Genomic DNA, 24244 nt, shown 5'->3' on the forward strand with positions numbered 1-24244 from the left:
TGTCTCAGTCCCAGTGTGGCTGATCATCCTCTCAGACCAGCTAAGGATCGTCGCCTTGGTGAGCCTTTACCTCACCAACTAGCTAATCCTACGCGGGCTCATCCCTGGGCGATAAATCTTTGGACTTACGTCATCATCCGGTATTAGCGTCAGTTTCCCGACGTTATTCCGAACCCAAGGGCAGATTCCCACGCGTTACGCACCCGTGCGCCACTAGCCCCGAAAGGCTCGTTCGACTTGCATGTATTAGGCATGCCGCCAGCGTTCGTTCTGAGCCAGGATCAAACTCTCAAGTTTGATGTCCGATCCTATCCCAGGAGGAATAATCCCAAGATAGAACCGCTCATTTCTAGGAGCCATTCCTGCACAAATCTTACATGGTGTGTAAGGACATTGTGAGTAATGGCTTGCTTTAACCGAATTTCCGACGCCCAGAAGCCGTCAGAACCCGGAGCCGCCGCCCACATGTCCCTTCATCAATCTACAATGTCAAAGAACCGACAACCAAATATCAGAAGCGGACAACCATGGATCCTCGAAAAATCTTCCGAGGATTTGGCCATCCTTGATATTGGCGACCGTGCGCAGCGAAAACCGGAGGGCATCACCGCGTCGGTGGAGTGGCATCTAGGCGCGTCGAATGAGTCGGTCAACAGGAAAAATAGGATTTCCGAAAATTTCCTCCGGTCGCGGGAAAAGGCGGGTTTCCGCTCGACCGCCCTCCCGGAGGTTCGGCTTCCTTTGAGCGGAGATCAGCTCGCGTTGAGTATGACTGCCTGGTCCCGTGCATCGCGCAGCCGGATGTAGAACCTGCCGTCCCGCGTCGCCGGCACCTGCAGGCTGGATCCGGTGAAACCCTGCGCCACGACCGTGGGTTTCTGGAAGCCCGGCGTACCGTCCACCGCATCGATCAGGAACAGGTCGCGCCCCTTGATCGTGCAATAGCGCGCCTCGCAACTGACGCCGTCGATATGCGGCAGGCGGGCCAGCGTTACCAGGGGCTGCCAGTCGCTGGCCCCCTCGCCGCGCAGCAGACGGAACCGGAGCGGCCCCGCCGCGGGCGCCAGCGTCGCCGGATCGAGCGTCGCGACCATGACCTCCGGGCCGGAGAGCCTGAGGCCGTTGGGGCCACTCAGCCTGACGGCATTCGCGCCATCCGCCGATGCGATCTCCAGCACGTCATCCTGCCGAAAGGCCCCGCCCTCCTCAGCCCGTACCGAAAAGACCAGCCGTCCATCGTCGGGCAACAGGCCCTCGCCCTGAAGCTGCAGCCGGCGTCCCTCCACCGTCCCCGCCGAAACGGTCCGGCTGAGCAGGGTCAGTCGGGGCCGCGCCGCCTCTACCGCTGCGGCAAGATCCACGGTGCGGCCGTCCTTCAGCCGCACCCGCGCGGTGGCCTTGTCGCCGGCCTTGAGCGCAGCGCCATCCCCCTTCGCGACCAGCCGCAGCCGATCCACCGACCCATCCCGCGTCAGCCCATCGGGCACCAGCGCCATGCCCGCCAGATCGACGCCCGCGACCTGATCCAGCCGCTGACCGGAAAGGACCGCCTCATGGTCCCCCGCATGCAGGCTGAGCGCGTCCAGCCTGCTCGCCTGCGCATAGGCCTTCAGTGACAGCGCCGTTGGCGTGGCCATGCCCTGATATTTGACCTCCAGCCTGATGTCGCCGGGCCTGCGCTCGGCCAGGGGAAGCGTCAGCAGCAGGGTGTCGTTTCCCTGCACCTTCCACGCCAGCGACTGGGGTGCGCCGTCACCCTGCCGCAACGTCACGCCCTCGACGCAGGCAGGCGCCTCGCCGGTCAGGCCCAGCTCATTGTCGCGGCCGACCACCAGCGTCGGTTCCTCGCCAGCCACCTTCCAGGGTGCATCGCCGGGCAGTTGCAGCGAGAAATCCGGGCCGTCGAACCGCTCGAACCCCCAATAGCCGGAAAGATGCCCCTTCACCGTGCCCCGGAACGCGGCGGGAAGCGGGCCGTTGCCCTTGACGACATAGCCGCCCCGGTCCGCCCGCGCCTCCACCGGCAGGTCGATCGTCTCGCCGCTCGCCGCCGTCAGCTTCACGGTCATGTCGCGCGCATAGGCGGTCGAATAGATGAGCGGCGCGCCTTCGACAGGAAGCACCACGCCGGGGCGCGCGGCGCAGATCGGCCCGTTGGCCGCGCTCCGCAGGCGGGGCGGACTGTCCGCCTCTATCGCGGGCATGCCGACGACCAACACGGATTTGGGCTTCTGGAAGGAAGGCGCCTTGTTGAGCAGCAGCGCGGCGGCATCGTCCCGCCGGACGCTCAGCGTCGGCAGATAGTCGAACTCCGGATTGCTGAACGCGCCGAAAATCCGCGCCAGGTCGCGCACCACGCCGATATAGGGACTGTAGAAACCATAGCCCGCCTCCCGCGTGGAACTGAGTTGCAGCGCCAGATCGGTGGGCGCGCCGGTCAGCGTCTCCGCAATGGAACTGCTGTGCACGTCGGCCAGCACCAGTTGTTCGCGATTTTCCAGCAGGCAATTGGCCTGAAGCTCGACCACCTTGGACAGACATTCGTCATTGAGTTTCATCGACAGGCTGCGCGCCAGCGCTGGCGCGACCGATCGCAGAAATTCGGGATGGGTGTTTTCCTGCGCCCGGATCGCCGCCATGAAGGCGTCCAGCCGCGACCGGTCGAGCGATGCCTGGTTCAGTTCCTGCGTCGCCCGGACGAACTCCCCCGGCTTGCCGCGTACCGCATCTTCGATCGTGCCTAGCGCGCCGCCCGTTTCCGGAACCAGAAAGAGCGTCATCTGCCGCGCGCCCTTGGGCACGGTCAGGCTGAGGCTGTTGTCCTTCGCCTTCTTCTTCCAGGTTTCGGCGGACCTGATCCAATCCTTGGGTGGCGGGTTGGTGGCGCCCCGCAGGAAGGTCGAGAGCAGCAGGAATCTCGTGCCCTGATCCTCCGGCAGGTCGGCCCTGATCGACAGCTGGTCGCCTTCGGCCAGGCTGGGCACCTGCGCGATGGGCAGCACGTCCTTGCCCCGCATGACGGTGATGCGCAGACCCGGGCCGCCAAGCTCGAACGGCGCGGGATCGGCCGCCTGCACCGTTGCGGCCGACAGCGCGATGGCGGCGGCACCGCAGGTCCAGGACAGGATCTTCCATCGGTCGGGCAGCGGCATAGGGTTTCGACATCTTCCTGTCAGCGATCCGGACCCCGCTGTCCCACATCGGCTTTCCAATTCCAAGAGGGGCCAATTCCAAGAAGGCGGAGAGAGGCAACCGGTTTTGCGGCGAAGGGTCAGGATCGCGGGACGAACGGCTATTCCCTCGGTTCGTCCAGGATCAGCGCGGCCAGATCGTGCAGGCTGGGCAGCACCGCCGCGACCAATCCCCTCTCCGCATCGGTGGGCGGCAGCAGGTCGGGGACCATCACCGTCGCGATGCCGGCCGCCGCCGCCGAACGCACGCCGGCATAGCTGTCCTCCACCGCCACCGCATCGGTCACCGCCACGCCCAGGCGCCTGGCCGCCAGCAGATAGGGTTCCGGATGCGGCTTTGGCCGATCGACATCGTTGCGCGTCACGACAATGTCGAAATAGTCGAGCAAGCCCGCCTTCTCCAGCCGGCGGCAGGCATGGGGCGCCTCCGTGGAGGTCGCTATGGCCATGGGGATACCGGCGGAGGCCAGCCTGGCCAATGTCGGCTCGACACCGGGACGCATCGGCACGGCCGCCTCCAGCGCCGCCTCGAACAGCAGGTCGCTGTCGGCATAGAACTGCTCCAGCGGAAAGTCCGCGCCGAAATGCTCCGCCAGCATGACCTGGTTCGCATCGCGGTGAATGCCGACCATGGCAAGCTGCAACGCCTCGGAAAAGGGCCAGCCCAGGGCGGCGGCGGCCTCCGCCATCGTGCGACGATGTTCCGCCTCCGTATCCAGCAGCGTGCCGTCCATGTCGAAAATCACCGCGCGCACCGGATCGGGCAGGCGGCGATTGAGGATGGCGGGTTCACTGCTGGCAAGGGTCGACGCGGTCATGCCATCCATGTGGCGTTTCTGCCGCGCTTTTGCGAGTGCATAGGCCGCACCCGCAGATGCAGGGATTGCGGGCCCGGACGCTCCGGCGCAGTCGTCAGTCTGACTGGCCGCCGGTTTCGATCGCCTGGCGATCATCCTGGGGCGGCGACCACGGCGCCACGCGCAGCATGATCGCGTCGAACAGGTCCGAAGCCAGATAATCGGACAGCCATTTCTTCAGGCAGGGGAGCGGCTGCATCTCGAACCAGCCGGGATCGACGGCGGCGAACTGCCGCACGAACGGAATGACGGCAGCGTCGGCCAGCCCGCGCCGGGCGCCGCACAGATGCGGCGATCCGGTCAGCCTGTCGTCGAGGGCGTGTAGAAAGGCGAGCCCGCCGGCGCGGTGCGTTTCGGCAGCGCCCTCGGCATCGACTCCATGCCGCCCCGGATATTTGTAGCGGTCCAGATCCTGTTTGAACGGCCCGTCATTGGCGGCGATGAGCGCGGGATCATCGCGGTCGAGCCAGCCTTCCGGATCATGCCGCGCCAGCGCCCAGCGCATGATGTCGATGCTCTGGTCGATCACCTTGCCGTCGGCGGCGACCAATACGGGCACGGTTCCCTTGGGCGAGGCGGCGAGCATCGCCTCCGGCTTTGCCGACAGCCTGACCTCGCGCAGTTCGACCTGCGTGGCGCTGATCGCCAGCGCCAGCCTGGCCCGCATCGCATAGGGGCAGCGGCGGAAGCTGTAGAGGATGGGGACTGTCATGCCGCCTCCACTTCAGGCAATGGCGACGGCGTCGAGCACGAAGGCGCTGCGCTCCGCGAGATCGCCGATCTGGGCGAGATAGGCCTGGAAATGCGGGCTTGCGCGATGGGCGGCGATCGCGGCGTCATCGACATAGAGTTCATCGAGGATGAAGCGAGCGGGATCGGCCTGATCCTGCCACAGATCATAGCGCAGATTGCCCGGCTCCGCCCGACTGGGCGCCAGCATGGAATCGAGCAGGGCACGCACCGCCGCCTCCCTGCCGGCTCTGGCGGTCAGGACGGCGACGATCTTAACGGGTCCGGACATGGGCAGGATTCCTTTTGCTGATGAGCGGGCGCTGCGGGAGCGCGCCGCCGCCTTGCATGTCCTCATGCCTGATCGGGCGCGCCGATCAAGCGGGCTGCGATCGGGCAACAGGCATTTCTTTCCTTGCAACCAGCCGGAAAATCCGCGTTAAGGACGAGTCGATGAACCGGCTGTTCGCCCTGTTGGCATGTCTTGCCCTGACGCTGTCCTTTGCGACGGCATCGGTCGCGCACGCCATGGAGCCGATCGGCTGCATCGATGGGGTGTCGCCCTCGGCGGCCGAAAGCCCTGATGGCGACGATGAGGGGCAGGCGTCCGGCGACGCGGACCGTGCCTATCCCCACCATCATGGCGGCTGTCATGGCCATCATGTCGCGGCCGCTTTTGCCGCATCGGAAATCGCGCCCGCAATGGCCCAGCGGACGGCCAGGCTGCGCTGGACCTCTTCGCCCCATGGCGCCGCCCCCACGCGAGCCGAATTGCGGCCGCCTATCGCCTGACCCTGCCGCCCGGCCTGCGCATCGCGCAGGCGGTCAACAGTTGTCAGGAGTTACCGAACATGAACCCCTTGCTGGCGGCATGGCTTGCCGCCGCCTCATCCCTGTCCGCAGCGCAGGCACAAGTGCCGTCCGCGCCGGCGGCCAAGGCGCAACCAGGCCTGACGCTCAGCCAGGCCCTCGACCTGGCCGGCGCCGCATCGCCCGCACTGGACGCCGCCGCCGCCGGCGTCGACGCATCCAGGGCCGCACAGGCCGCGGCGGGCCTGCGGCCAAACCCGGTCGTCACGCTCGAAGCTGAAAATGTGGCCGGCACCGGGCCCTATTCCGGCACGCAGAGCCTGGAGGCGACATCCTCTGTGGCCATTCCGCTGGAACTGGGCGGCAAGCGGTCGGCGCGGCTCGCCGTCGCAGGCGCGCAGCGCGATCGCGCCCTGATCGAACAGGCGATGGCGGCGGCCGACCTTCGATGGGCGGTGACGCGCGCCTATGCGGAAGCGGTGGCATCCGAACGGCGCACGGGCAATGCGCGCGACCAGCTTCGGATTGCCGAAGAAGGCCTGCGCGCCGCGGATGCCCGCGTGCGCGCCGGGCGCGCCTCCCCCATCGAGGTGCAGCGCGCCGGGCTGACGCGGATCAATGCGCAGGCCGCGCTTGCCAGGGCGGAGCGATCCGCCGAAGTGGCGCGCTTCACCCTGGCCCAGCGGATCGGGCAGGCCATCCCCGGCCCGCTGGACGGAAGCTGGTTCGATCGCATCGATTCGATCCAGGGTCCGTTGGCGCCCATGGATCCGGCGCAGACGCTGGCGCTGGCAGCCGCAGACGCCGATCTGGCGGCCAGCAGCGCGCAGGTGCGGCTTGCCCGCAGCCAGCGCATTCCCGACCTGACGGTGGGCGCGGGCGCCCGCCGGCTGGAAGCGACCCATGACAATGCCGCGCTGTTCAGCCTGTCCCTCCCCCTCCCCGTCTTCAACGGCGGCAGGGCGGCCGTTGGCCAGGCCATGGCGGAACAGCGCCGCGCCGAAGCCAGGCGGCGCATCGCCGCGCAGGAGGTCGCCCAGGCGATAGCCAGCGCGCAGGCGGAGGCCGCGAACGCCGCCATCGGCGCGGCGACGGCGACCGGACCGGCGCTGGCAGCCGCCGAGGAAGCCGCCCGCATCGCGCGCATCGGCTATCGCGAGGGCAAGTTCGGCCAGCTCGACCTGCTCGATGCCGAACGCACGCTCACCGAAACCAGGGCAGCCGCCATAGCGGCGCTGCTCGCCTATCATGACGCACAGGCGCAGCTGGAGCGATTGACCGCTCGCGCGCCGGACCAGGGAGACAATTGATGAACATCCTCCAGCAGACCGTAGCGGCCGCCATCCTGCTGTCCTCCCTCGCCGCCTGCGAAGCGCCCGCGCCGGAGAGCCATGCCGAGGGGGAGGCGCATGCTGGCGAGGAAGGACTGATCCACCTCACCGCGCAGCAGATCGCCGCCGCGGGCATCGAGCTGGCCCGCCCGACGACTGGCGGCGGCGCGATCACCTTGCCCGCCACGATAGAGGGCGACCCCCAGGGAACGCAGGTCGTGTCCGCCGCCATCGGCGGACGCGTGGTGTCGCTCACGCGCAATCTGGGCGAGGAGGTGAAGAGGGGCGACACTCTGGCGGTGATCGAAAGCCGCGAGGCCGCATCGCTGAAGGCAGAGGTCGAGGCGGCGCAGGCGCGTCTGGCGCTCGCCCGGTCCAACCTGCAGCGGGAACAGCGCCTGTTCGCCGAACGGGTTTCGCCCGAACAGGATCTGATCGCGGCCCGCACCGCCGCGACGGAAGCGGGGATCGCGCTGCGCCTCGCGCGGCAGCAGGTCGCGGCGGCAGGGGGCGGAGGAGGCGGCCTCAACCGGCTGGGCATCGTCGCACCGATCAGCGGCCAGGTCATCGCCCGCACCGTCACCCTGGGGCAGATGGTGGCCGCCGATGCGGAGCTTTATCGCGTCGCCAATCTCTCGCGGCTGGCGGTTCGCCTGTCGCTTTCCCCTGCCGATGCGGGCCGCATCCGGCCGGGCGCGAGCGTGGACATCAGCGCGCCGGGACGCAGGACGGGCGCGCGCGTCAGCTTCGTTTCCCCAGTGCTCGACGAAACGACGCGCCTCGTCCCCGTTCTCGCCATCATCGACAATCGCGACGGCCAATGGCGCGTCGGCGAACCGGTTACCGCCGCCATCGCGGTGACGGGCGGCAGCGGCGGAATGACGATTCCCGCCAGTGCGATCCAGATGGTCGAGGGACGCTCGACGGTCTTCGTCCGCGTGGCGCAGGGATTCCGGGCGGTGCCGGTCACGGTCGGCCAGCCCAATGGCGATGCCGCCACCATCCTGTCGGGCCTCACCGGCCGCGAACAGATCGCCGTCGCCAACAGCTTCACTCTCAAGGCCGAGCTCGGAAAGAGCGAAGCCACGCACGAGGATTGATCCATGATCGGGCGTATCGTGACCTTTTCGGTCGAGCGGCGCTGGCTTGTGCTGCTCGTCACCCTCATCGCGGCCGTGATCGGCGCCTGGGCGCTCAGCCGCCTGCCCATCGACGCCGTCCCCGACATCACCAACAACCAGGTGCAGGTGAACATCCGCGCGCCCGCGCTGTCGCCCGAACAGGTCGAAAAGCAGGTCGCCTTTCCCATAGAGACCGCGCTGGCGGGCGTGCCGGGCCTTGAACATACCCGTTCGCTGAGCCGCAACGGCTTTGCTCAGGTGACGGCCGTCTTCACCGAATCCACCGATATCTATTTCGCCAGGGCCCAGGTCGCCGAACGGCTGCGCGGCGCGGAAGAGAGCCTGCCCGCTGGCGTCACGCCCGAAATGGGGCCGATCGCCACGGGGCTGGGCGAAGTCTATATGTGGACCGTCCATCTGGCCCACCGCAAGGACGACCGGCATGCGCCCGGCGAACCCGGCATCCAGCCCGACGGCAGCTATATCACGCCGGAGGGCGAGCGGCTGGTCGGCGCGTCCGATCAGGCGACCTATCTGCGCACGGTGCAGGACTGGATCGTCGCTCCCCTGCTCAAGAACACGCCGGGTCTTGCCGGCATCGACGCCATTGGCGGCCATGTGAAGCAATATCAGGTGGCGCCCGATGTCCAGCGGCTCGCGGCGCTCAAGCTCAGCCTCGGCGACCTGGCGACGGCGCTGGAGGAAAACAACAGCGCCGTCGGCGCGGGCGTCATCGACCGCAACGGGGAAGGCCTGACCGTCCGGTCCGATGCCCGCCTTCGCAATGCCGCCGATCTTGCCCGCACCGTCATCGCCACGCGGGAGGGTGTTCCCATCCTGCTCGATCAGGTCGCGACGGTGCGGACCGGCCAGGCGCTGCGCATGGGTTCCGCATCCGAAAATGGCCGGGAAGTCGTCGTCGGCACCGCGGTGATGCGGATCGGGGAGAACAGCCGCGCCGTCGCCTCCGCGGTCGCCCGGCGCCTTGAAGAGATCAACGCCTCACTGCCGACCGATGTCATCGTCCAGCCTGTCCTGGACCGCACGGCCCTGGTCCACGCAACGATCGGCACCGTGGCGAAGAACCTGTCCGAAGGGGCGCTGCTGGTCATCGTCGTGCTGTTTGCCCTGCTCGGAAACTTCCGCGCCGCGCTGATCGCCGCGCTCGTCATCCCCGTCACCATGCTGCTCACCAGCTTCGGCATGCTGCGCGGCGGCGTATCGGCCAACCTCATGAGCCTGGGCGCGCTCGACTTCGGGCTCATCGTCGACGGTGCCGTCATCATTGTGGAAAACGCCCTGCGACGGATCGCCGGGCATCAGCATGACAGGGGCCGGCCGCTCACCCCCGACGAACGGCTTTGCGCGGTGACCGCCGCCGCGCGCGAGATGATACGCCCCTCCGTCTATGGGCAGGCGATCATCATCCTCGTCTATATCCCGCTCCTCACCCTGGACGGGGTGGAGGGCAAGACGTTCACGCCGATGGCGATGACGGTCATCCTCGCGCTCGCCTTCGCCTTCATCCTCTCGCTGACCTTCGTCCCCGCGATGCTGGCCCTGCTGCTGTCGAAACCCGTGGAGGAGAAGGAGGGGCGGATCATGTCCTGGCTGAACGCCCGCTATCAGCCGGGGCTGGAGACGGCGATGCGCCGGCCGGGCCGGACGATCGGCATCGGGATTGCGGCATTCCTTGCCGCCATCGCCGGCTTCTCGATGCTGGGACAGGAATTCCTGCCCCAGCTCGACGAGGGCGACATCCTCGTCCAGGCGGTCCGCGTGCCGGGCACTTCGGTCGACCAGAGCCAGGCGATGCAGTTCGAGGTCGAACGCGCGATCGCGCGGGAGCCGGAGGTCCGCTTCGTCTTTTCCAAGACCGGCACGGCCGAGCTTGCCTCCGACCCCATGCCGCCCAATGCGACCGACACATTCGTCATCCTGAAGCCCCGCGCGCAATGGCCCGACCCGCGCCTTCCCAAGGCGGAGCTGGTCGAACGGCTGGAGCAGCGGCTGTCGATGCTGCCCGGCAACGCCTATGAGATCACCCAGCCGATCCAGATGCGCTTCAACGAACTGATCGCGGGCGTCCGGGGCGACATCGCCGTCAAGGTCTTCGGCGACGATGCCGACCAGATGAGCGGCACGGCCGACCGCATCGCCGCCGTGCTGCGCCGGACGAAGGGCGCCACCGACGTGCGGGTGGAACAGACCGAAGGGCTGCCCATCCTCGACGTGCAGCCCGATCGCGACGCCATGGCGCGACTGGGCATCAGCGCGCGGGCGTTGCAGGACATATTGGCCGCCGCCGTGGGCGGGCGCGACGCCGGCATGATCTTCGAGGGCGACCGACGCTTTGCCGTCACGATCCGGCTGGGGGAGGAGGCGCGCAGCAATGTCGAGACGCTGGGCCAGCTTCCGGTGCCGACGCCGTCGGGCGCTTTCGTGCCGCTGGCCAGCGTCGCCCGCATCGCCCTGGTCGACGGGCCAAACCAGATCAGCCGCGAAAACGGCAAGCGGCGGGTCGTCGTGCAGGCCAATGTGCGTGGCCGGGACGTGTCCAGCGTGGTCGCCGACGTGCGGGCGGGGATCGCAAGGGAGGTGCGGCTGCCGGCCGGCACCTATCTCCAATGGGGCGGCCAGTTCGAAAATCTGGCATCGGCGCGGGACCGGCTGCTGCTGGTCGTGCCGGCCTGCTTCGCGCTCATTGTCCTGCTGCTCTACGGCGCGCTCGGCAGCGTGCGGGACGCCGCGATCGTCTTCACCGGCATCCCCCTCGCCCTGGTCGGCGGCGTGCTGGCGCTGGCGCTGCGCGGCATGCCCTTTTCCATCTCGGCGGCCGCGGGCTTCATCGCCCTGTCGGGCATCGCCGTGCTCAACGGACTGGTGATGGTGACGTCGATCCAGGATCTGGTGGCGCGCGGCGTGGATCGCGCCAAGGCGGCTCAGGCGGGCGCGCTGGCGCGATTGAGGCCGGTGGTGATGACGGCATTGGTCGCATCGCTCGGCTTCATGCCGATGGCGCTTGCGACCGGCGCCGGGGCGGAAGTGCAGAAGCCGCTGGCCACGGTGGTCATAGGCGGCCTTGTTTCCGCGACCTTGCTGACCCTGTTCCTGCTGCCGACCCTCTATGCCCGCTTCGGCAGGCGCGGGTCGACCAGCGACGCTGGCGGGGCAGCGGGGACGGCCGTCCCCTGAGAGGATGGCGGGCCGCGGCGACAGATTTCATATCGCAGGCGGAATCCTTGGCACTTGCGAGCTCCCGCACCGTTCCCTGCCGCAAGGAGGATGCCGTGCCGGACGAGATTGTTTCCATCGGGCTGCTGACAGCCAGGGATCTTGAGATCCTCGGCCAGGGATTCCGGCGGCACTTTCCCGTGCGGGATGACGAGCTGTTCAAGGATCTGCTCGCCAGGCTGGACGAACTGCCTGCCCGGCCAGAGCCGCCCACCGATGACCGGCGATGACGGTGATCCGGCCTTGCACGATCGCCATGCGGCAGTGCATGGAGCGTCAGCCATGCGCCAGACCCCGACGCCCAACATCCTTGTCGATGCCGACGCCTGCCCGGTGAAGGAGGAAATCTACAAGGTCGCCTGGCGCCACGCCGTGCCGGTCGTGGTCGTCAGCAACAGTCTGATCCGGGTGCCCGCGCATCCCCTCGTCTCCCGCGTCATCGTCAGCGACGGGTTCGACGCGGCGGACGACTGGATCGTCGAGCATGGCGATGCGGGATCGATCATCATCACCGCCGACATCCTGCTGGCCGACCGATGCCTGAAGGCGGGATGTGGCGCCGTGATCGCGCCGACCGGCAAGCCCTTCACCCATGGGTCGATCGGCAATGCCGTGGCCGTGCGGGCGATAAAGGCCGATCTGCGCGCCGGCATGCTGACCGACGGCATCGGCGGCCCCGCGCCGTTCGCCAGGGCCGATCGGTCGCGCTTCCTGTCGGCCCTGGACGAAGCGATCGTGCGCCTGAAACGGCGATCCTGATAACGCGGGCGGGAGGGGAGCCCCGATCGCCTGGAAATCGCCAAGGATCTGCTGTTGCCGCGATTTCCTGACCGGCGATCGATTCCGATCGCCTGGAAATCGCTCTATGCCTCCGCCGCGATGGCGCGTTCGATCATCATGCGCGAACGAACGCCGCCGGCATCGATATTGAGCTTGAGCAGCTTGCGGTCCGGCCGGCGCAGCAGATTCTCCTGCTGCTGCTCCAGCATGGCCAGATCCTCGCTGAAGATCTTGCGCTGACCCTCGCGGATGGAGGCCGTGACGGCGGGATCGTCCACCGCGAACTGGCGGGCAAAGCCCCAGAAATACCAATGGCTATGTTCGGTCTCCGGCGTGATGAAATCGACCACCACGGCGGCGGCCTTGGCCGAAGGATCGGCGTCAGGTCCGCCGCGCCCCTCCAGGGCGACGCCGACCTTGATCATGACATGGCTGGGCAGGCTGAAGCGACAGATCTGCCAGCGGTCGACCAGCCCGTCGTCGGGAAGGCCTGCACTGCGCAGCGCCATGCGCCAGAAGGGCGGCGCCTGCACGGCGGACATGACGCGGGTGGTGACGACCTCATCCCCCTCGACGCGGGTGGTGACCGGCGCCTCGTCAATCTCGGGCTGGCCGATGCTGCCCGCATGGACATAATTTTCATGGGTCAGGTCCATGAGGTTGTCGATCATCAGCCGATAATCGCAGGCGACATGATAGAGGCCACCGCCAAAGGCCCAGCCCGCATCCTCCGCCCAGGGCAGCGGGTGCAGCTTCGCCTCGTCCGCCCGCTCCGCCTCACCGGGCCAGACCCAGATGAAACCGTGGCGCTCGATCGCCGGGTAGGAGCGGATGGGCGGGAAATTCTTCACGCGCTGTCCCGGCATCGACGCCGCATGACCCGTGCAGGCCATGGCCAGGCCGTGATAGCCGCAGACGAGATCCCCGTCCCGCACGAAGCCCAGCGACAGCGGAGCGCCGCGATGCGGGCAGAAATCCTCCAGCGCCGCCACCTTGCCGTCCTTGCCGCGATAAAGGACCATGGGTTCGCCGCAGATCGTCCGGCCAAGCGGCTTTTCCGCCAGTTCGTCGGGGGTGCAGGCAATGTACCAGGCGTCGCTCGGCCAGGGCTTCGGGGTGGGGGCGGATCGCGGCATGTCTCTCTCCAGGGATCGTCCGCCCTTTCGCGCGGCGGCGGCTTGCACTGTAGGGCGACGGCCGATTATAAGCATCCCGCATAATTCTTATAGAAACTATATCATTCCCTGATGGAAAAGCTCGATCTCAACCTGCTCCGCGTGCTGGAGGCGCTGTTCACCCAGCGCAGCGTGTCGGGCGCGGCGCGGGCGCTGGGCGTCACGCAACCGGGCGTCAGCCTGGCACTGCGAAGGCTGCGCGCGCATTTCGGGGACGAACTTTTCGTGCGGCAGGGCGCTGCGATGGAGCCGACATTGGTGGCCCAGCGGTTGATCGACCCCGTCATGACGGTGATGGCGTCGGTCCGGTCGGACATCGTGACCGCCGCCCCGTTCGACCCCGCCCGGTCGGAACGCTGCTTCACCATCGGCCTTTCCGATCTGGGCGAACTGACCTTCCTGCCCGACCTCATGACCGCCCTGCGGGAACGGGCGCCGGGGGTCACGGTGCGTTCGGTCACCCTGGCGCCGCCCGATCTGCGCCGCGCCCTGGCGGACGGGTCGGTCGATCTGGCGCTCGGCTTCTTCCTGGGGCTGGAGGGGGACAATCTCTTCACCCAGACGCTGTTCGAACAGGGCTTCGTCTGCCTGGTGCGCGCCGGGTGGCGGGACGGCGCGACCACCATGTCGCTGGAGGATTATCTGTCGGCCGACCACGCGATGATCGAACAGGAAGGCCGCAGCCAGGAAGTGCTGGAGCGGCGAATCCGCGCATTGGGGCTGCGCCGGCGGACGCTGTTGCGCTCGCCGCATTTCCTGACCGTGCCGCTGCTGATCGCCCGTTCCGACATGATCGCGACGGTGCCCTATGGCGTGGCCCGCATCTTCTCCCGCCTTGCCGGCCTGCGGTTCCTCCCCCTTCCCTTCGACGCGCCCCGCATTCCGATCCAGCAGCTATGGCATCGGCGCAGCCATCATGACCCCGGCACCATCTGGCTGCGGCGCCTGATCGCGGATCTGTTCGGCGGCCGCGATCCCATGCTGGACGACGACCCGGTTCACTGACGGCCAACATCCACCGTCCGCTGAATGCCGATCGCGTCGAGAAATCGGCGATCATGGCTGACGACCATCAGCGCGCCGTCGAAGCTTTCAAGCGCCCGCTCCAGCACCTCGATCGAGGCGATATCGAGATGATTGGTCGGCTCGTCCAGGATCAGCAACCAGGGCGGCTGGGGTCCCGAAAGAGCGACGGCCAAACCGGCGCGCAGGCGCTCGCCGCCCGACAGGCTGCCCACGATTCGCTGCGCCTCGCGGTTACGGAAGGCAAAACGGGCACAGGCCGCATGGATCGCCTCCTCGTCCAGCGTCGGGTGCCGGCGACGCATGTTGCCGATGATCGTGTCCCCTTCATCCAGCAGGTCGCCATGCTGATCCAGCATGGCGATCCGGTCGGATCGTCGCCGGACCATGCCGATGGCCGGCGCGAGCGCTCCGGTCACCAGGCGCAGCAGGGTCGATTTGCCCGTTCCGTTCGCACCCGCCAGGGCCACCCGCTCCGGCCCATGAATGGCCATCGTCCAGGGGCCGAGGCGACGTCCGCCCAGATCGACGCTGGCGCCCTCCATCGCCAGCAACTCAGCTTGCGAGGGGATGCCGGTGGCGGGCAGGTCGATGGCGAGCGGCGTCAATATTTCCACCCGGGCGCGAGCGGCATCGCTGGCATGAACCGCCTCGTCTATCTGCCGTTCGGCCAGGCGCCGCGCATGGCCGCCGCTATTCTCCGCCCGTTCCGCCCGCGCGCCCAGCAGGATCTTCGGTTCCGATCCCCTCTCGGCAAAGGCGCGGCCGGCCCTGTCGCGCCGGTCCTTCGCCTCCCGCGCGGCCTGCGCGGCGAGACGGGTGGCGCGCAGTGCGACGTCGGCGCGATCACGCTCGGCCTGCGCCCGCGCCTGATCGGCGTCGCGCGCGGCGGCAAAGGCGGACCAGCCGCCGCCGACGATGCGGATGCCGATGGGGCTGAGTTCGACGATGCGGTCCATGCGTTCCAGCAGCGCCCGGTCATGGCTCGCGACCAGCACGCCGCCCGGCCAGGTCGCGACCAGCCGCTCGATCGCGGCGCGGCCTTCCCGGTCGAGATTGTTGGTCGGCTCGTCGAGCAGCAGGAGATCGGGGCGCTCGATCGCGAGGCGCGCTATCCCGATGCGCGTCCGCTCGCCCCCCGACAGGCTGCCCATCGGCCGTTCGATGTCCACGCCGGCCAGCCCGATATCGGCAAGGGCAGCGTCGACCGCAGCGGGCAGCATCCAGTCGACCGCGTCGAAATCCGTTTCGGTCCCCTCGCCCCGCTCGATGCGCGCATGGATCGCCAGCGCCTCGGCAACGCCCAGCGCCTCGCCGATCAATTGGTCGCTGCGCCAGTTCTGGGCCAGCATGGCGGCCGTGCCGCCGCGATGAACGCTGCCGGACGAGGGCACCTGCACGCCCGCCGCAATGCGCAGCAATGTCGACTTGCCCGACCCGTTGCGCCCGACAAACCCGATGCGCTCGGCGCCGATCGACAGGGTCAGGTCATGGAAAAGCGTCCGCCCTTCAGGCGTGGCGGCGGACAGGCTGGATAATGTGAGAAAAGCGGACATGGACACCATGACGAACAGGGACAACAGGGCAAGGGGCGCTGGTCATCCGGTCATCCATGGTCGTAAGTCCTTCCTGTCGGGTCATCCGCTCGCTCGCCACTGCATCCCGGTCCATGGAGAGATCAGGCTCTGGCGGCCGCGGAAATCCTGGCCTGAACGAAGCACCATGTCCACCGCAATCTTCGCGCGCTTCTTCCCGGATGGCGGAATCTGCCAGCGGCCGCGCCGCGAATGGACCGGCCACCCTCAGGCCAGCGCCAGCACACCCGTCAGGATATTGCGCACCAGCTCCGCCTGCCCCCGCGCCCCGGTCTTGGCATAGATCTTCTTCGAATAGTTGCGCGCCGTCTCCACCGTCAGCCCCAGGTCGGCGGCGGCCTCGCTGATCGACATGCCCTGCGCGATCGCCCAGGCCAGCCGCGCCTCGCTGGGCGACAATCCGAACAGGTCGACCAGCTGGTCGCAACGGTCCGCCTGCGACCATCGGTCGCCGCTGATATAGGCGATGGCGACGGGTGCCGACGGCACGGACAGCGAGCGATCCTGGATCGGCCGGACCAGCATGTCCATCAACGGATCGCGGCTCAGGTTGATAGCCCTCGGCCGCGCCTCGCGATCGGCGGCAAAGGTCTTGACCAGCGCGGTCATTTCCCGGTCGATCGCCGGAGACGCCGGCATCAGCCGGTCGTAACGCCCCCTGCGCAGCAGTCGCGAACGCTGGAAAAGCTGCTCCAGATGCGGCGTCATGTCGACGATGCGGCACTGGGCGTCCAGCGTCAGCCAGCCGAAGTTCAGCCGCCCGAACGCCTCCGAATTCACCGAAGACCGGAATTTTTCCCGCTCCAGCGCGACGAAGCTGCGCAGCGCGATGCGCAGATGCGGCACCAGCGCGGTCATCAGCGCGCCCACGCCCGACCCCAGCTCCCTCCCCCCCGCGCAGCTCAGCCAGGCATCCATGCCGCTCGGCTCGGTCACGCGCACCGAACGCATGTTGGTGATGCCCAGCGGTTGCAGGAATTCCGCCCGATAGCCCTGCTGCACCGCGTCGCCGGGATCCAGCAGTTCGTCCAGCGTATAGACCCGCGCCTCCCGCATCCGGCGATAGGGCAGGGGATCGCGCCCATATTTCTGGTTGAACAGCCGGTCGAGGTGCAGCGGCGTCGGCGGCCCGGCATACAGCTCGACGATCCGCTCCTCATCTACCGGGCGGAAGGCGAGGCTGGCATAGGCCGCCCCAGATCGCGCCCGCAACCTGTCGAGGAACCCGTGCCAAAGGGGTTGCTCGAACATACCCTCATGGAGAGCCGCCAATAATCCGCCATCGTCCAGTCGCATGGCTAATATGTATATCCTCCCATATGGGAGGTCCAGTACCTCACCGCTTCTGCCATCAGGCTGTCACAACACAAGGCGGTGAATGATGATCGATTCGAAGAGGCTGACGCATCTGGAGCGTCTGGAGGCGGAAAGCATCCATATCCTGCGGGAAGTCGTGGCAGAGGCCGAGAAGCCGGTGATGCTCTATTCGGTGGGCAAGGATTCGGCCGTGATGCTGCATCTGGCGCGCAAGGCATTCTACCCCTCGCCGCCGCCCTTCCCGCTGCTGCACGTCGACACCACCTGGAAATTCAAGGCGATGTACGAACTGCGCGACCGCATGGCGCGGGAATCGGGCATGGAGTTGCTCGTCTATCACAATCCCGAAGCGCAGGAACGCGGCATAAACCCGTTCGACCATGGCCCGCTGCACACCGACATGTGGAAGACGGAGGGGCTGAAGCAGGCGCTCAACCTCTACGGCTTCGACGCGGCCTTCGGCGGCGCCCGCCGCGATGAGGAGAAGAGCCGGGCGAAGGAACGCATCTTCTCCTTCCGCACGTCGTCGCACGGCTGGGATCCGAAGAACCAGCGCCCGGAACTGTGGAACCTCTACAACGCCCGCAAGAACAAGGGCGAGAGCATCCGCGTCTTCCCGATCAGCAACTGGACCGAGCTGGACATCTGGCAATATATCCACCTGAACGACGTCCCCATCGTGCCGCTCTATTTCGCGGAGGAGCGCCCCACGGTGGAGCGCGACGGCATGCTGCTGATGGTGGATGACGAACGCTTCCCCCTGAAGCCCGGCGAGGAGCCGGTGATGCGGTCGATCCGCTTCCGCACCCTGGGCTGCTACCCGCTGACCGGCGCGGTCGAGAGCGAAGCGAAGACCCTGCCGGAGGTGATCCAGGAAACGCTGCTCACCACCACCTCCGAACGCCAGGGCCGCGCCATCGACAAGGATGCCGGCGGCGCGGGCATGGAAAAGAAGAAGCAGGAAGGGTATTTCTGATGTCGGACGCCGATGTGATCTACAAGACCGACGCCCTCATCGCGGAGGATATCGACCAGTATCTGGAGGTGCACCAGCACAAGACGATGCTGCGCTTCATCACCTGCGGGTCGGTGGACGACGGCAAGTCGACGCTGATCGGCCGCCTGCTCTATGACAGCAAGATGATCTTCGAGGATCAGCTCGCCGCGCTGGAGGCCGACAGCAAGCGCGTGGGCACCCAGGGGCAGGAGATCGACTTCGCCCTGCTGGTCGACGGCCTCGCCGCCGAACGCGAACAGGGCATCACCATCGACGTCGCCTATCGCTTCTTCGCGACGGAAAAGCGCAAGTTCATCGTCGCCGACACGCCCGGCCATGAACAATATACGCGCAACATGGTGACGGGCGCATCCACCGCCGACCTCGCCGTCATCCTGATCGACGCGCGCAAGGGCGTGCTGACGCAGACCCGCCGCCACAGCTATCTTGCCCATCTGATCGGCATCCGGAACATTGTGCTGGCGGTGAACAAGATGGATCTGGTCGACTATGACCAGGCGGTGTTCGACGGCATCGTCAAGGACTATACCGAATTTGCCCAGTCGATCGGCATCAAGGCCTTTACCGCCATGCCCATTTCCGGCTTCAGGGGCGACAATATCACCGGCCCTTCGGCCAACACGCCCTGGTACAAGGGACCGGCGCTGATCGAGCATCTGGAAACGGTGGAGGTCGACCAGGTCTCCGATCAGGAAAAGCCCTTCCGCATGGCGGTCCAGTGGGTCAACCGCCCCAATCTCGACTTCCGCGGCTTTTCCGGCCAGATCGCCACCGGCACGGTCAGGCCGGGCGACGCGATCCGCGTCCTGCCTTCGGGCAAGACCAGCACGATCAGCCGCATCGTCACGCTTGACGGCGACCTGGATGTCGCGGTCGCCGGGCAGTCGGTCACTCTGTGCTTTGCCGATGAAGTCGACTGCTCGCGCGGCGACGTGATCGCGGCGTCGGACAATCCGCCGCAGGCCGCCGACCAGTTCGAGGCGACGATCGTCTGGATGGCGGACGAGGAAATGCTGCCGGGCCGCCCCTATTGGCTGAAGCTCGGCACGCAGACCGTCACCGCCACGATCCAGCAACCCAAATATCAGGTCAACGTCAACACGATGGAGCATCTGGCGGCGAAGACGCTGGACCTCAACGCCATCGGCATCGCCAATCTGTCGACCGACAGGCAGATCGTGTTCGAACCCTATGAAACCAACCGCACGCTGGGCGGCTTCATCCTGATCGACAAGATCACCAATGCCACCGTGGCGGCGGGGATGCTGCACTTCTCGCTGCGGCGGGCGCAGAACGTCCACTGGCAGGCGACCGACGTCACCCGCGAATTCCACGCCAACCTCAAGAATCAGAAGCCGGCCGTGCTGTGGTTCACCGGGCTGTCGGGCGCGGGCAAGTCGACCATCGCCAACCTCGTCGAAAAGAAGCTGGCGCGCATGAACCGCCACACCTTCCTGCTGGACGGCGACAATGTGCGCCACGGCCTCAACAAGGATCTGGGCTTCACCGACGCCGACCGGGTGGAAAATATCCGCCGCGTGGGCGAGGTGGCGAAGCTCATGACCGATGCGGGCCTGATCGTCATCACCGCCTTCATCTCCCCCTTCCGGGCGGAGCGGGACATGGTGCGCCAGATGATGAAGCCCGGCGAGTTCATCGAGGTGCATATCGACACACCGCTGGCCGACGCGGAGGCGCGCGACGTCAAGGGCCTCTACAGGAAGGCGCGTTCGGGCGAACTCAAGAACTTCACGGGCATCGACAGCCCCTATGAAGCGCCGGAGGATCCGGAAATCCGGATCGACACCACGGCCATGACCGCAGAGGAAGCGGCCGAAGCCATCATCGCGAGGCTGATCCCATGAGCATGTCCGACGCTGATCTTGCCGCGCATCTGGCCGACATTGCGGGGCGCCTGCTGCTCACGGTGCGCGACAGCGGCCTGCTCGGCGCCAAGGCGCTGGGCAAGGCGGGCGACCAGACCGCCAACCAGTTCCTGGTCCACGCCCTGCGCGAACAGCGTCCCGATGACGGCCTGCTGTCGGAGGAGATGAAGTGCGACGGCTCCCGCCTCGAAAAGTCGCGCGTCTGGATCGTCGATCCGGTCGACGGCACGCGCGAATATGGGGAGGAACGCGCCGACTGGGCGGTGCATGTCGGCCTGTCGGTGGACGGCGTGGCGACGGTGGGCGCGGTCGCGCTGCCCGGACTGGACGGCGGCGTCGTGCTGCGCACCGACCAGCCCCGCCCCGTTCCGCCCGCGCCGGAAAAGCTGCGCATGGTGGTCAGCCGCACCCGCCCGGCCGCCGAAGCGGTCGCCGTCGCGGAAAGGCTGGGCGCGGAGCTCGTCCCCATGGGCAGCGCGGGCGCAAAGGCGATGGCGGTGATCCTGGGGCAGGCCGACATCTATCTGCATTCGGGCGGCCAATATGAATGGGACAGTTGCGCCCCGGTCGCCGTGGCGCTCGCCCACGGCCTGCATTGCAGCCGCATCGACGGATCGCCGCTGGTCTATAATCAGGAGGACGTCTATCTGCCCGACCTGCTGATCTGCCGGAAGGAGCATGCGCAGGGGGTGCTGGACCTCATCGCCGCTCTAACTCCCACCGGCGACTGAAGCCCCGGACGCGGAAAGAGCAAAATCGTCCCTTCCCCCTTCAAGGGGAGGGAAGGAGGGAGCGCGGCCGCGTCGCCCAATAGAGATGGCAGGGTGGCAGATTGCGCCATTCGAAACCCGTCTCGACCGTCTCGAAACGCCGCTCCAGCAGGGGGAGCACGGCCTTGCGCATCTGATAGGCCAGGAACCGCCCGTCAGGCGCCAAAGCCCCGGCGCTCGCCTTCATCAGCCGTTCCGCCCGATCCGGCGCCAGCGTGGAGAAGGGCAGGCCCGACAGGATGCAGTCCGCCCGGCCCAGCCCGTGACCGGTCATGATGCCGCGTACGGCATCGGCCGAACCGGCGACCGCGACCAGCCGCCCGTCCGGCGTCACCCTGCGCAGATGATCGATGAAGCCCGCGCTGGTATCGATCGCCAGCAGCCGCGCATGGGCGGGCAGGCGATCCAGCAGGGCACGGGTGAAGATGCCCGTACCCGGTCCATATTCGACGACGCATTCCATCCGGCTCCAGTCGATCGGGGCCAGCATCCTTTCAACAAGGCCATGCGAAGCGGGAAAGGCAGAGCCGACCGCCAGCGGATTTTTGAAGAACTCGCGAAAGGCGAGAGCCAGATGGTCCGTGCCGCGGCCCTGCGCTTCACCCCATGCGCCCCGCGCCATCCGATGTTCGAACGATATCGCCACGACTGCTCCACTCTCCCATGCCGTGATGCCGCAATCAGCGCGTTGCAGCCTGCCTGGAAAACCCGCGGGATCGGGACCGGGTTCCTGGAAAATCGCCTTAACTGGATCAGGATCTGCCACGCCCGGCACGCACCGGAAGCGCGAAAGGCCGCCATTTGCAGGCCGTCAGCGCTGATATCGATCCGTCCTACAGCCGGTCCCGCACTGTCCGCATGACCTCGTCCAGGAAATCGGCGGCCGCGCGCACGCGAGGCAGCCTCTGCAGATCGGCATGCATGACCAGCCAATAGCTGCGCCAGACCTCCATCGACCCCGGCATCGACCCCGGCATCGACTCCGGCGTCGACTCGGGGAAAAGCTGGACCAGCCGCTCATCCTCCGCCGCCGCGAAGCGGTGCAGCACGCCCAGCCCCATGCCCGCCGCCACCGCCGCATGCTGCGCCGCACTGGAACTGGCGCGAAAGACGATGGACGCGCCGGGCAGCAACTGGTCGAGGGCGATCATCTCGGCAAAGCCGGCCAGCTCCTCGATATAGGAAACGAAGACATGGCGGCTGAGGTCGGCGCGGGTCGCCGGGGCCCCTTCCCGCTCCAGATAGGCCTTGGACGCGTAAAGGCCGAGGCGATAATCGGCCAGCTTGCGCGTCACGAAGCGGCCCCGGGGCGGCGGCTTCAGCATCACGGCGATTTCCGCCTCGCGCCGCGACAGGCTCGCCACCTTGCTTTCGGATGCCAGCTCCAGCGTCAGGCGCGGGTGGCGCGCGCGCAGGGCCGCCACATTGGGGGCGATCAGATGGCTGGCAATGGCTTCCGGCGTGGCGAGCCGCACCGTCCCCTCCACTTCCCGGTCGCGCCCGGCGACGCTGCTCATCGCGGCGAGCAGCTCGCTCTCTATCCGCTCGGCATGGGAAACCAGTGCGAAGGCGGCGGGCGTAGGCGTCACCCCGCGCGGGCTGCGATCGAACAGCCGGGCGCCCAGCGTCGCCTCCATATTGGTCAGGCGCCGGGCAACCGTGCTATGGTCAACGCCGACCCTGCGGGCAGCGGCCAGCATGTTGCCCTCCCGCATCACGGCCAGGAACAGGCGCAGCTCATCGGAATTTAGCATGGGCAAATCCGCACAACAAATGTGTCGACATACCCGTATATCCGCAAAGCTGGCGGGTCTATAGCAAAGCCATCCACCCGCAGGAGAGGAACCGGAAAATGCGTTCGATTACTCATTTCATTCATGGACAATCCGCCCCGCTCCCCGGCGCCCGCTTGTCCGACGTGCTCGATCCCGCCACCGGTACCGTCCAGGCGCAGGTCGAACTCGCCACCGCCGCCCATCTCCAGAAGGCGGTGGATTCCGCCCTCGCCGCCCAGCCCGAATGGGCCGCCGTCAATCCCCAGCGCCGCGCCCGCGTGATGTTCCGCTTCAAGGAACTGATCGAACAGAATATGGACGAACTGGCCGTCCTCCTCTCCTCCGAACATGGCAAGGTGGTGGCCGACGCCAGGGGCGACATCCAGCGCGGCCTGGAAGTCGTCGAGTTCGCCTGCGGCATCCCCCATCTGCTCAAGGGCGAATATACCCAGGGCGCCGGCCCCGGCATCGACGTCTATTCCATGCGCCAGCCGCTGGGCATCGCAGCGGGCATCACGCCCTTCAACTTCCCCGCCATGATCCCCCTCTGGATGAGCGCCATGGCCATCGCCTGCGGCAACGCCTTCATCCTGAAGCCGTCGGAACGCGACCCTTCCGTCCCGGTGCGCCTTGCCGAACTCGCCATAGAGGCCGGCATGCCCGCCGGGATCCTGAACGTCGTCCATGGCGACAAGGAAATGGTCGACGCCATCCTCGACCATCCGGCGATCAAGGCGGTCAGCTTCGTCGGATCTTCCGACATCGCCAACTATGTCTATGCCCGCGGCGCGCAGAACGGCAAGCGGGTCCAGGCGATGGGCGGCGCCAAGAATCACGGCATCATCCTGCCCGACGCGGACATGGACCAGGCGGTCGCCGATATCGTCGGCGCGGCCTATGGTTCGGCGGGCGAACGCTGCATGGCGCTGCCCGTTGTGGTGCCGGTGGGCGAAGCCACGGCGGACGCCTTCCGCGCCAAGCTGCTGAACGCCATCGAAACACTGCGCCCCGGCATCCCGACCGATCCCGACGCGCAATATGGCCCCCTCGTCACCGGCGTGCACAAGGCCCGCGTCGAAAGCTATATCCAGATGGCCGCCGACGAAGGTGCGGAAATCGTGGTCGACGGGCGCGGCTTCTCGCTCCAGGGCTATGAGCAGGGCTTCTACCTCGCCCCGACGCTGATCGACCGGGTGACGCCGCAGATGAAGAGCTATCAGGACGAAATTTTCGGCCCTGTCCTTCAAATCCTGCGCGCCCACAGCTTCGAGGAGGCGCTCAGCTATCCCTCGCAGCATCAATATGGCAATGGCGTCGCCATCTTCACCCGCAACGGCGACTATGCCCGCAAGTTCGCCGCCGATGTGGAGGTCGGCATGGTCGGCATCAACGTGCCGATCCCGGTGCCGGTCGCCTATCACAGCTTCGGCGGCTGGAAACGTTCCGGGTTCGGTGACCTCGACCAATATGGCATGGACGGCGTGCGCTTCTACACCCGCACCAAGAAGATCACCCAACGCTGGCCCGACGGCGGTGCGGTGATCGACCAGAGCTTCGTCATCCCGACGATGAGATAGGCCTCCGCCCGGCCGGGGAACGGAAGCGACCGCTCGCCCGTTCCCCGTCACCTTC

20 protein-coding genes and 1 rRNA gene are annotated in these 24244 nt (G+C 67.2%); 11 read left to right on the forward strand and 10 right to left on the reverse strand.

All coding sequences use genetic code 11. The annotated features are described in order from the left end of the window. The 5 genes from MRBLMC3_RS22185 to MRBLMC3_RS22205 form a co-directional block, all read right to left on the reverse strand. A 16S ribosomal RNA gene (locus MRBLMC3_RS22185) occupies positions 1-297 on the reverse strand; the annotation flags it as partial. Between the two features lie 455 nt (positions 298-752). Next, complete coding sequence (locus tag MRBLMC3_RS22190; RefSeq protein WP_363832434.1) at positions 753-3152, reverse strand: hypothetical protein; 2400 nt, start codon at positions 3150-3152, stop codon at positions 753-755. Positions 3153-3292: 140 nt separating this feature from the next. Next, a complete protein-coding gene (locus tag MRBLMC3_RS22195; protein WP_363832437.1) occupies positions 3293-4009 on the reverse strand; it encodes an HAD family hydrolase in 717 nt (238 codons plus the stop codon). Between the two features lie 94 nt (positions 4010-4103). Then, a complete protein-coding gene (locus tag MRBLMC3_RS22200) occupies positions 4104-4760 on the reverse strand; it encodes a glutathione S-transferase (protein ID WP_363832439.1) in 657 nt (218 codons plus the stop codon). 12 nt (positions 4761-4772) lie between these two features. Further along, positions 4773-5069 carry a putative quinol monooxygenase gene (locus tag MRBLMC3_RS22205; protein ID WP_363832441.1) on the reverse strand — a complete coding sequence of 99 codons (297 nt, stop codon included), beginning with the start codon at positions 5067-5069 and terminating at the stop codon, positions 4773-4775. Between the two features lie 161 nt (positions 5070-5230). Between MRBLMC3_RS22205 and MRBLMC3_RS22210 the strand changes: the two genes are divergently transcribed. The 6 genes from MRBLMC3_RS22210 to MRBLMC3_RS22235 are packed head-to-tail and all read left to right on the forward strand — an operon-like array spanning position 5231 to position 12032. Continuing rightward, the gene (locus MRBLMC3_RS22210; protein ID WP_363736856.1) at positions 5231-5569 is read left to right on the forward strand and encodes a hypothetical protein; all 339 of its coding nucleotides are present in this window, start codon (positions 5231-5233) and stop codon (positions 5567-5569) included. 59 nt (positions 5570-5628) lie between these two features. Then, positions 5629-6897, forward strand: coding sequence for a TolC family protein (locus MRBLMC3_RS22215; RefSeq protein WP_363736854.1), 1269 nt, complete (start codon positions 5629-5631; stop codon positions 6895-6897). Beyond that, complete coding sequence (locus MRBLMC3_RS22220) at positions 6897-8018, forward strand: efflux RND transporter periplasmic adaptor subunit (protein WP_363832444.1); 1122 nt, start codon at positions 6897-6899, stop codon at positions 8016-8018. The genes MRBLMC3_RS22215 and MRBLMC3_RS22220 overlap by 1 nt, the downstream gene beginning before the upstream one ends. A gap of 3 nt (positions 8019-8021) precedes the next feature. After that, the gene (locus MRBLMC3_RS22225; RefSeq protein WP_363832447.1) at positions 8022-11234 is read left to right on the forward strand and encodes an efflux RND transporter permease subunit; all 3213 of its coding nucleotides are present in this window, start codon (positions 8022-8024) and stop codon (positions 11232-11234) included. A 47-nt stretch (positions 11235-11281) separates the two neighbouring features. After that, positions 11282-11503, forward strand: coding sequence for a hypothetical protein (locus MRBLMC3_RS22230; protein WP_363832449.1), 222 nt, complete (start codon positions 11282-11284; stop codon positions 11501-11503). Between the two features lie 52 nt (positions 11504-11555). Continuing rightward, complete coding sequence (locus tag MRBLMC3_RS22235; protein WP_363832452.1) at positions 11556-12032, forward strand: YaiI/YqxD family protein; 477 nt, start codon at positions 11556-11558, stop codon at positions 12030-12032. Positions 12033-12136: 104 nt separating this feature from the next. Here the strand turns inward: MRBLMC3_RS22235 and MRBLMC3_RS22240 are convergent, their stop codons facing one another. Further along, a complete protein-coding gene (locus MRBLMC3_RS22240; protein WP_363752615.1) occupies positions 12137-13189 on the reverse strand; it encodes an aromatic ring-hydroxylating dioxygenase subunit alpha in 1053 nt (350 codons plus the stop codon). A 111-nt stretch (positions 13190-13300) separates the two neighbouring features. Between MRBLMC3_RS22240 and MRBLMC3_RS22245 the strand changes: the two genes are divergently transcribed. Beyond that, the gene (locus MRBLMC3_RS22245; protein ID WP_363832454.1) at positions 13301-14233 is read left to right on the forward strand and encodes a LysR family transcriptional regulator; all 933 of its coding nucleotides are present in this window, start codon (positions 13301-13303) and stop codon (positions 14231-14233) included. Here MRBLMC3_RS22245 and MRBLMC3_RS22250 read toward each other — a convergent pair. Next, a complete protein-coding gene (locus tag MRBLMC3_RS22250; protein ID WP_363832456.1) occupies positions 14227-15807 on the reverse strand; it encodes an ABC-F family ATP-binding cassette domain-containing protein in 1581 nt (526 codons plus the stop codon). The genes MRBLMC3_RS22245 and MRBLMC3_RS22250 overlap by 7 nt on opposite strands. A gap of 246 nt (positions 15808-16053) precedes the next feature. Then, positions 16054-17142: a helix-turn-helix transcriptional regulator gene (locus MRBLMC3_RS22255; protein ID WP_363736846.1), complete on the reverse strand. Its 1089-nt coding sequence runs from the start codon at positions 17140-17142 to the stop codon at positions 16054-16056. Between the two features lie 85 nt (positions 17143-17227). On the opposite strand from MRBLMC3_RS22255, the gene cysD reads away from it, so the two are divergent. The 3 genes from cysD to MRBLMC3_RS22270 are packed head-to-tail and all read left to right on the forward strand — an operon-like array spanning position 17228 to position 20798. Continuing rightward, positions 17228-18139: a sulfate adenylyltransferase subunit CysD gene (cysD, locus tag MRBLMC3_RS22260; RefSeq protein ID WP_363736908.1), complete on the forward strand. Its 912-nt coding sequence runs from the start codon at positions 17228-17230 to the stop codon at positions 18137-18139. After that, on the forward strand, positions 18139-20046 hold the full coding sequence (cysN, locus tag MRBLMC3_RS22265) for a sulfate adenylyltransferase subunit CysN (protein ID WP_133654853.1): 1908 nt from the start codon (positions 18139-18141) through the stop codon (positions 20044-20046). Before cysD ends, cysN begins: the two co-directional genes overlap by 1 nt. A gap of 2 nt (positions 20047-20048) precedes the next feature. Beyond that, on the forward strand, positions 20049-20798 hold the full coding sequence (locus MRBLMC3_RS22270) for a 3'(2'),5'-bisphosphate nucleotidase CysQ (protein ID WP_363832702.1): 750 nt from the start codon (positions 20049-20051) through the stop codon (positions 20796-20798). Between the two features lie 40 nt (positions 20799-20838). On the opposite strand, the gene MRBLMC3_RS22275 is transcribed toward MRBLMC3_RS22270, so the two are convergent. Together MRBLMC3_RS22275 and MRBLMC3_RS22280 are read right to left on the reverse strand one after the other, a co-directional pair. After that, positions 20839-21483 (reverse strand): class I SAM-dependent methyltransferase, encoded by a 645-nt coding sequence (locus MRBLMC3_RS22275; RefSeq protein WP_363832459.1) that lies wholly within the window; start codon positions 21481-21483, stop codon positions 20839-20841. Between the two features lie 187 nt (positions 21484-21670). Beyond that, entirely contained in the window at positions 21671-22591 is a 921-nt protein-coding gene (locus MRBLMC3_RS22280; RefSeq protein ID WP_363736843.1) for a LysR family transcriptional regulator, read from the reverse strand. Between the two features lie 98 nt (positions 22592-22689). On the opposite strand from MRBLMC3_RS22280, the gene MRBLMC3_RS22285 reads away from it, so the two are divergent. Further along, positions 22690-24189 carry a CoA-acylating methylmalonate-semialdehyde dehydrogenase gene (locus MRBLMC3_RS22285; RefSeq protein WP_363832461.1) on the forward strand — a complete coding sequence of 500 codons (1500 nt, stop codon included), beginning with the start codon at positions 22690-22692 and terminating at the stop codon, positions 24187-24189. The last annotated feature ends 55 nt before the right edge of the window (positions 24190-24244 follow it).

The organism is Sphingobium sp. LMC3-1-1.1 (assembly GCF_040676285.1).
Taxonomy (GTDB): domain Bacteria; phylum Pseudomonadota; class Alphaproteobacteria; order Sphingomonadales; family Sphingomonadaceae; genus Sphingobium.

What these genes read in the sequence shown, in the direction of transcription:
- MRBLMC3_RS22190 (WP_363832434.1), bottom strand. Translation starts at nt 3,152, where the DNA reads ATGCCGCTGCCCGACCGATGGAAGATCCTGTCCTGGACCTGCGGTGCC.
- MRBLMC3_RS22195 (WP_363832437.1), bottom strand. Translation starts at nt 4,009, where the DNA reads ATGACCGCGTCGACCCTTGCCAGCAGTGAACCCGCCATCCTCAATCGC.
- MRBLMC3_RS22200 (WP_363832439.1), bottom strand. Translation starts at nt 4,760, where the DNA reads ATGACAGTCCCCATCCTCTACAGCTTCCGCCGCTGCCCCTATGCGATG.
- MRBLMC3_RS22205 (WP_363832441.1), bottom strand. Translation starts at nt 5,069, where the DNA reads ATGTCCGGACCCGTTAAGATCGTCGCCGTCCTGACCGCCAGAGCCGGC.
- MRBLMC3_RS22210 (WP_363736856.1), top strand. Translation starts at nt 5,231, where the DNA reads ATGAACCGGCTGTTCGCCCTGTTGGCATGTCTTGCCCTGACGCTGTCC.
- MRBLMC3_RS22215 (WP_363736854.1), top strand. Translation starts at nt 5,629, where the DNA reads ATGAACCCCTTGCTGGCGGCATGGCTTGCCGCCGCCTCATCCCTGTCC.
- MRBLMC3_RS22220 (WP_363832444.1), top strand. Translation starts at nt 6,897, where the DNA reads ATGAACATCCTCCAGCAGACCGTAGCGGCCGCCATCCTGCTGTCCTCC.
- MRBLMC3_RS22225 (WP_363832447.1), top strand. Translation starts at nt 8,022, where the DNA reads ATGATCGGGCGTATCGTGACCTTTTCGGTCGAGCGGCGCTGGCTTGTG.
- MRBLMC3_RS22235 (WP_363832452.1), top strand. Translation starts at nt 11,556, where the DNA reads ATGCGCCAGACCCCGACGCCCAACATCCTTGTCGATGCCGACGCCTGC.
- MRBLMC3_RS22240 (WP_363752615.1), bottom strand. Translation starts at nt 13,189, where the DNA reads ATGCCGCGATCCGCCCCCACCCCGAAGCCCTGGCCGAGCGACGCCTGG.
- MRBLMC3_RS22245 (WP_363832454.1), top strand. Translation starts at nt 13,301, where the DNA reads ATGGAAAAGCTCGATCTCAACCTGCTCCGCGTGCTGGAGGCGCTGTTC.
- MRBLMC3_RS22250 (WP_363832456.1), bottom strand. Translation starts at nt 15,807, where the DNA reads ATGTCCGCTTTTCTCACATTATCCAGCCTGTCCGCCGCCACGCCTGAA.
- MRBLMC3_RS22255 (WP_363736846.1), bottom strand. Translation starts at nt 17,142, where the DNA reads ATGCGACTGGACGATGGCGGATTATTGGCGGCTCTCCATGAGGGTATG.
- cysD (WP_363736908.1), top strand. Translation starts at nt 17,228, where the DNA reads ATGATCGATTCGAAGAGGCTGACGCATCTGGAGCGTCTGGAGGCGGAA.
- cysN (WP_133654853.1), top strand. Translation starts at nt 18,139, where the DNA reads ATGTCGGACGCCGATGTGATCTACAAGACCGACGCCCTCATCGCGGAG.
- MRBLMC3_RS22270 (WP_363832702.1), top strand. Translation starts at nt 20,049, where the DNA reads ATGTCCGACGCTGATCTTGCCGCGCATCTGGCCGACATTGCGGGGCGC.
- MRBLMC3_RS22280 (WP_363736843.1), bottom strand. Translation starts at nt 22,591, where the DNA reads ATGCTAAATTCCGATGAGCTGCGCCTGTTCCTGGCCGTGATGCGGGAG.
- MRBLMC3_RS22285 (WP_363832461.1), top strand. Translation starts at nt 22,690, where the DNA reads ATGCGTTCGATTACTCATTTCATTCATGGACAATCCGCCCCGCTCCCC.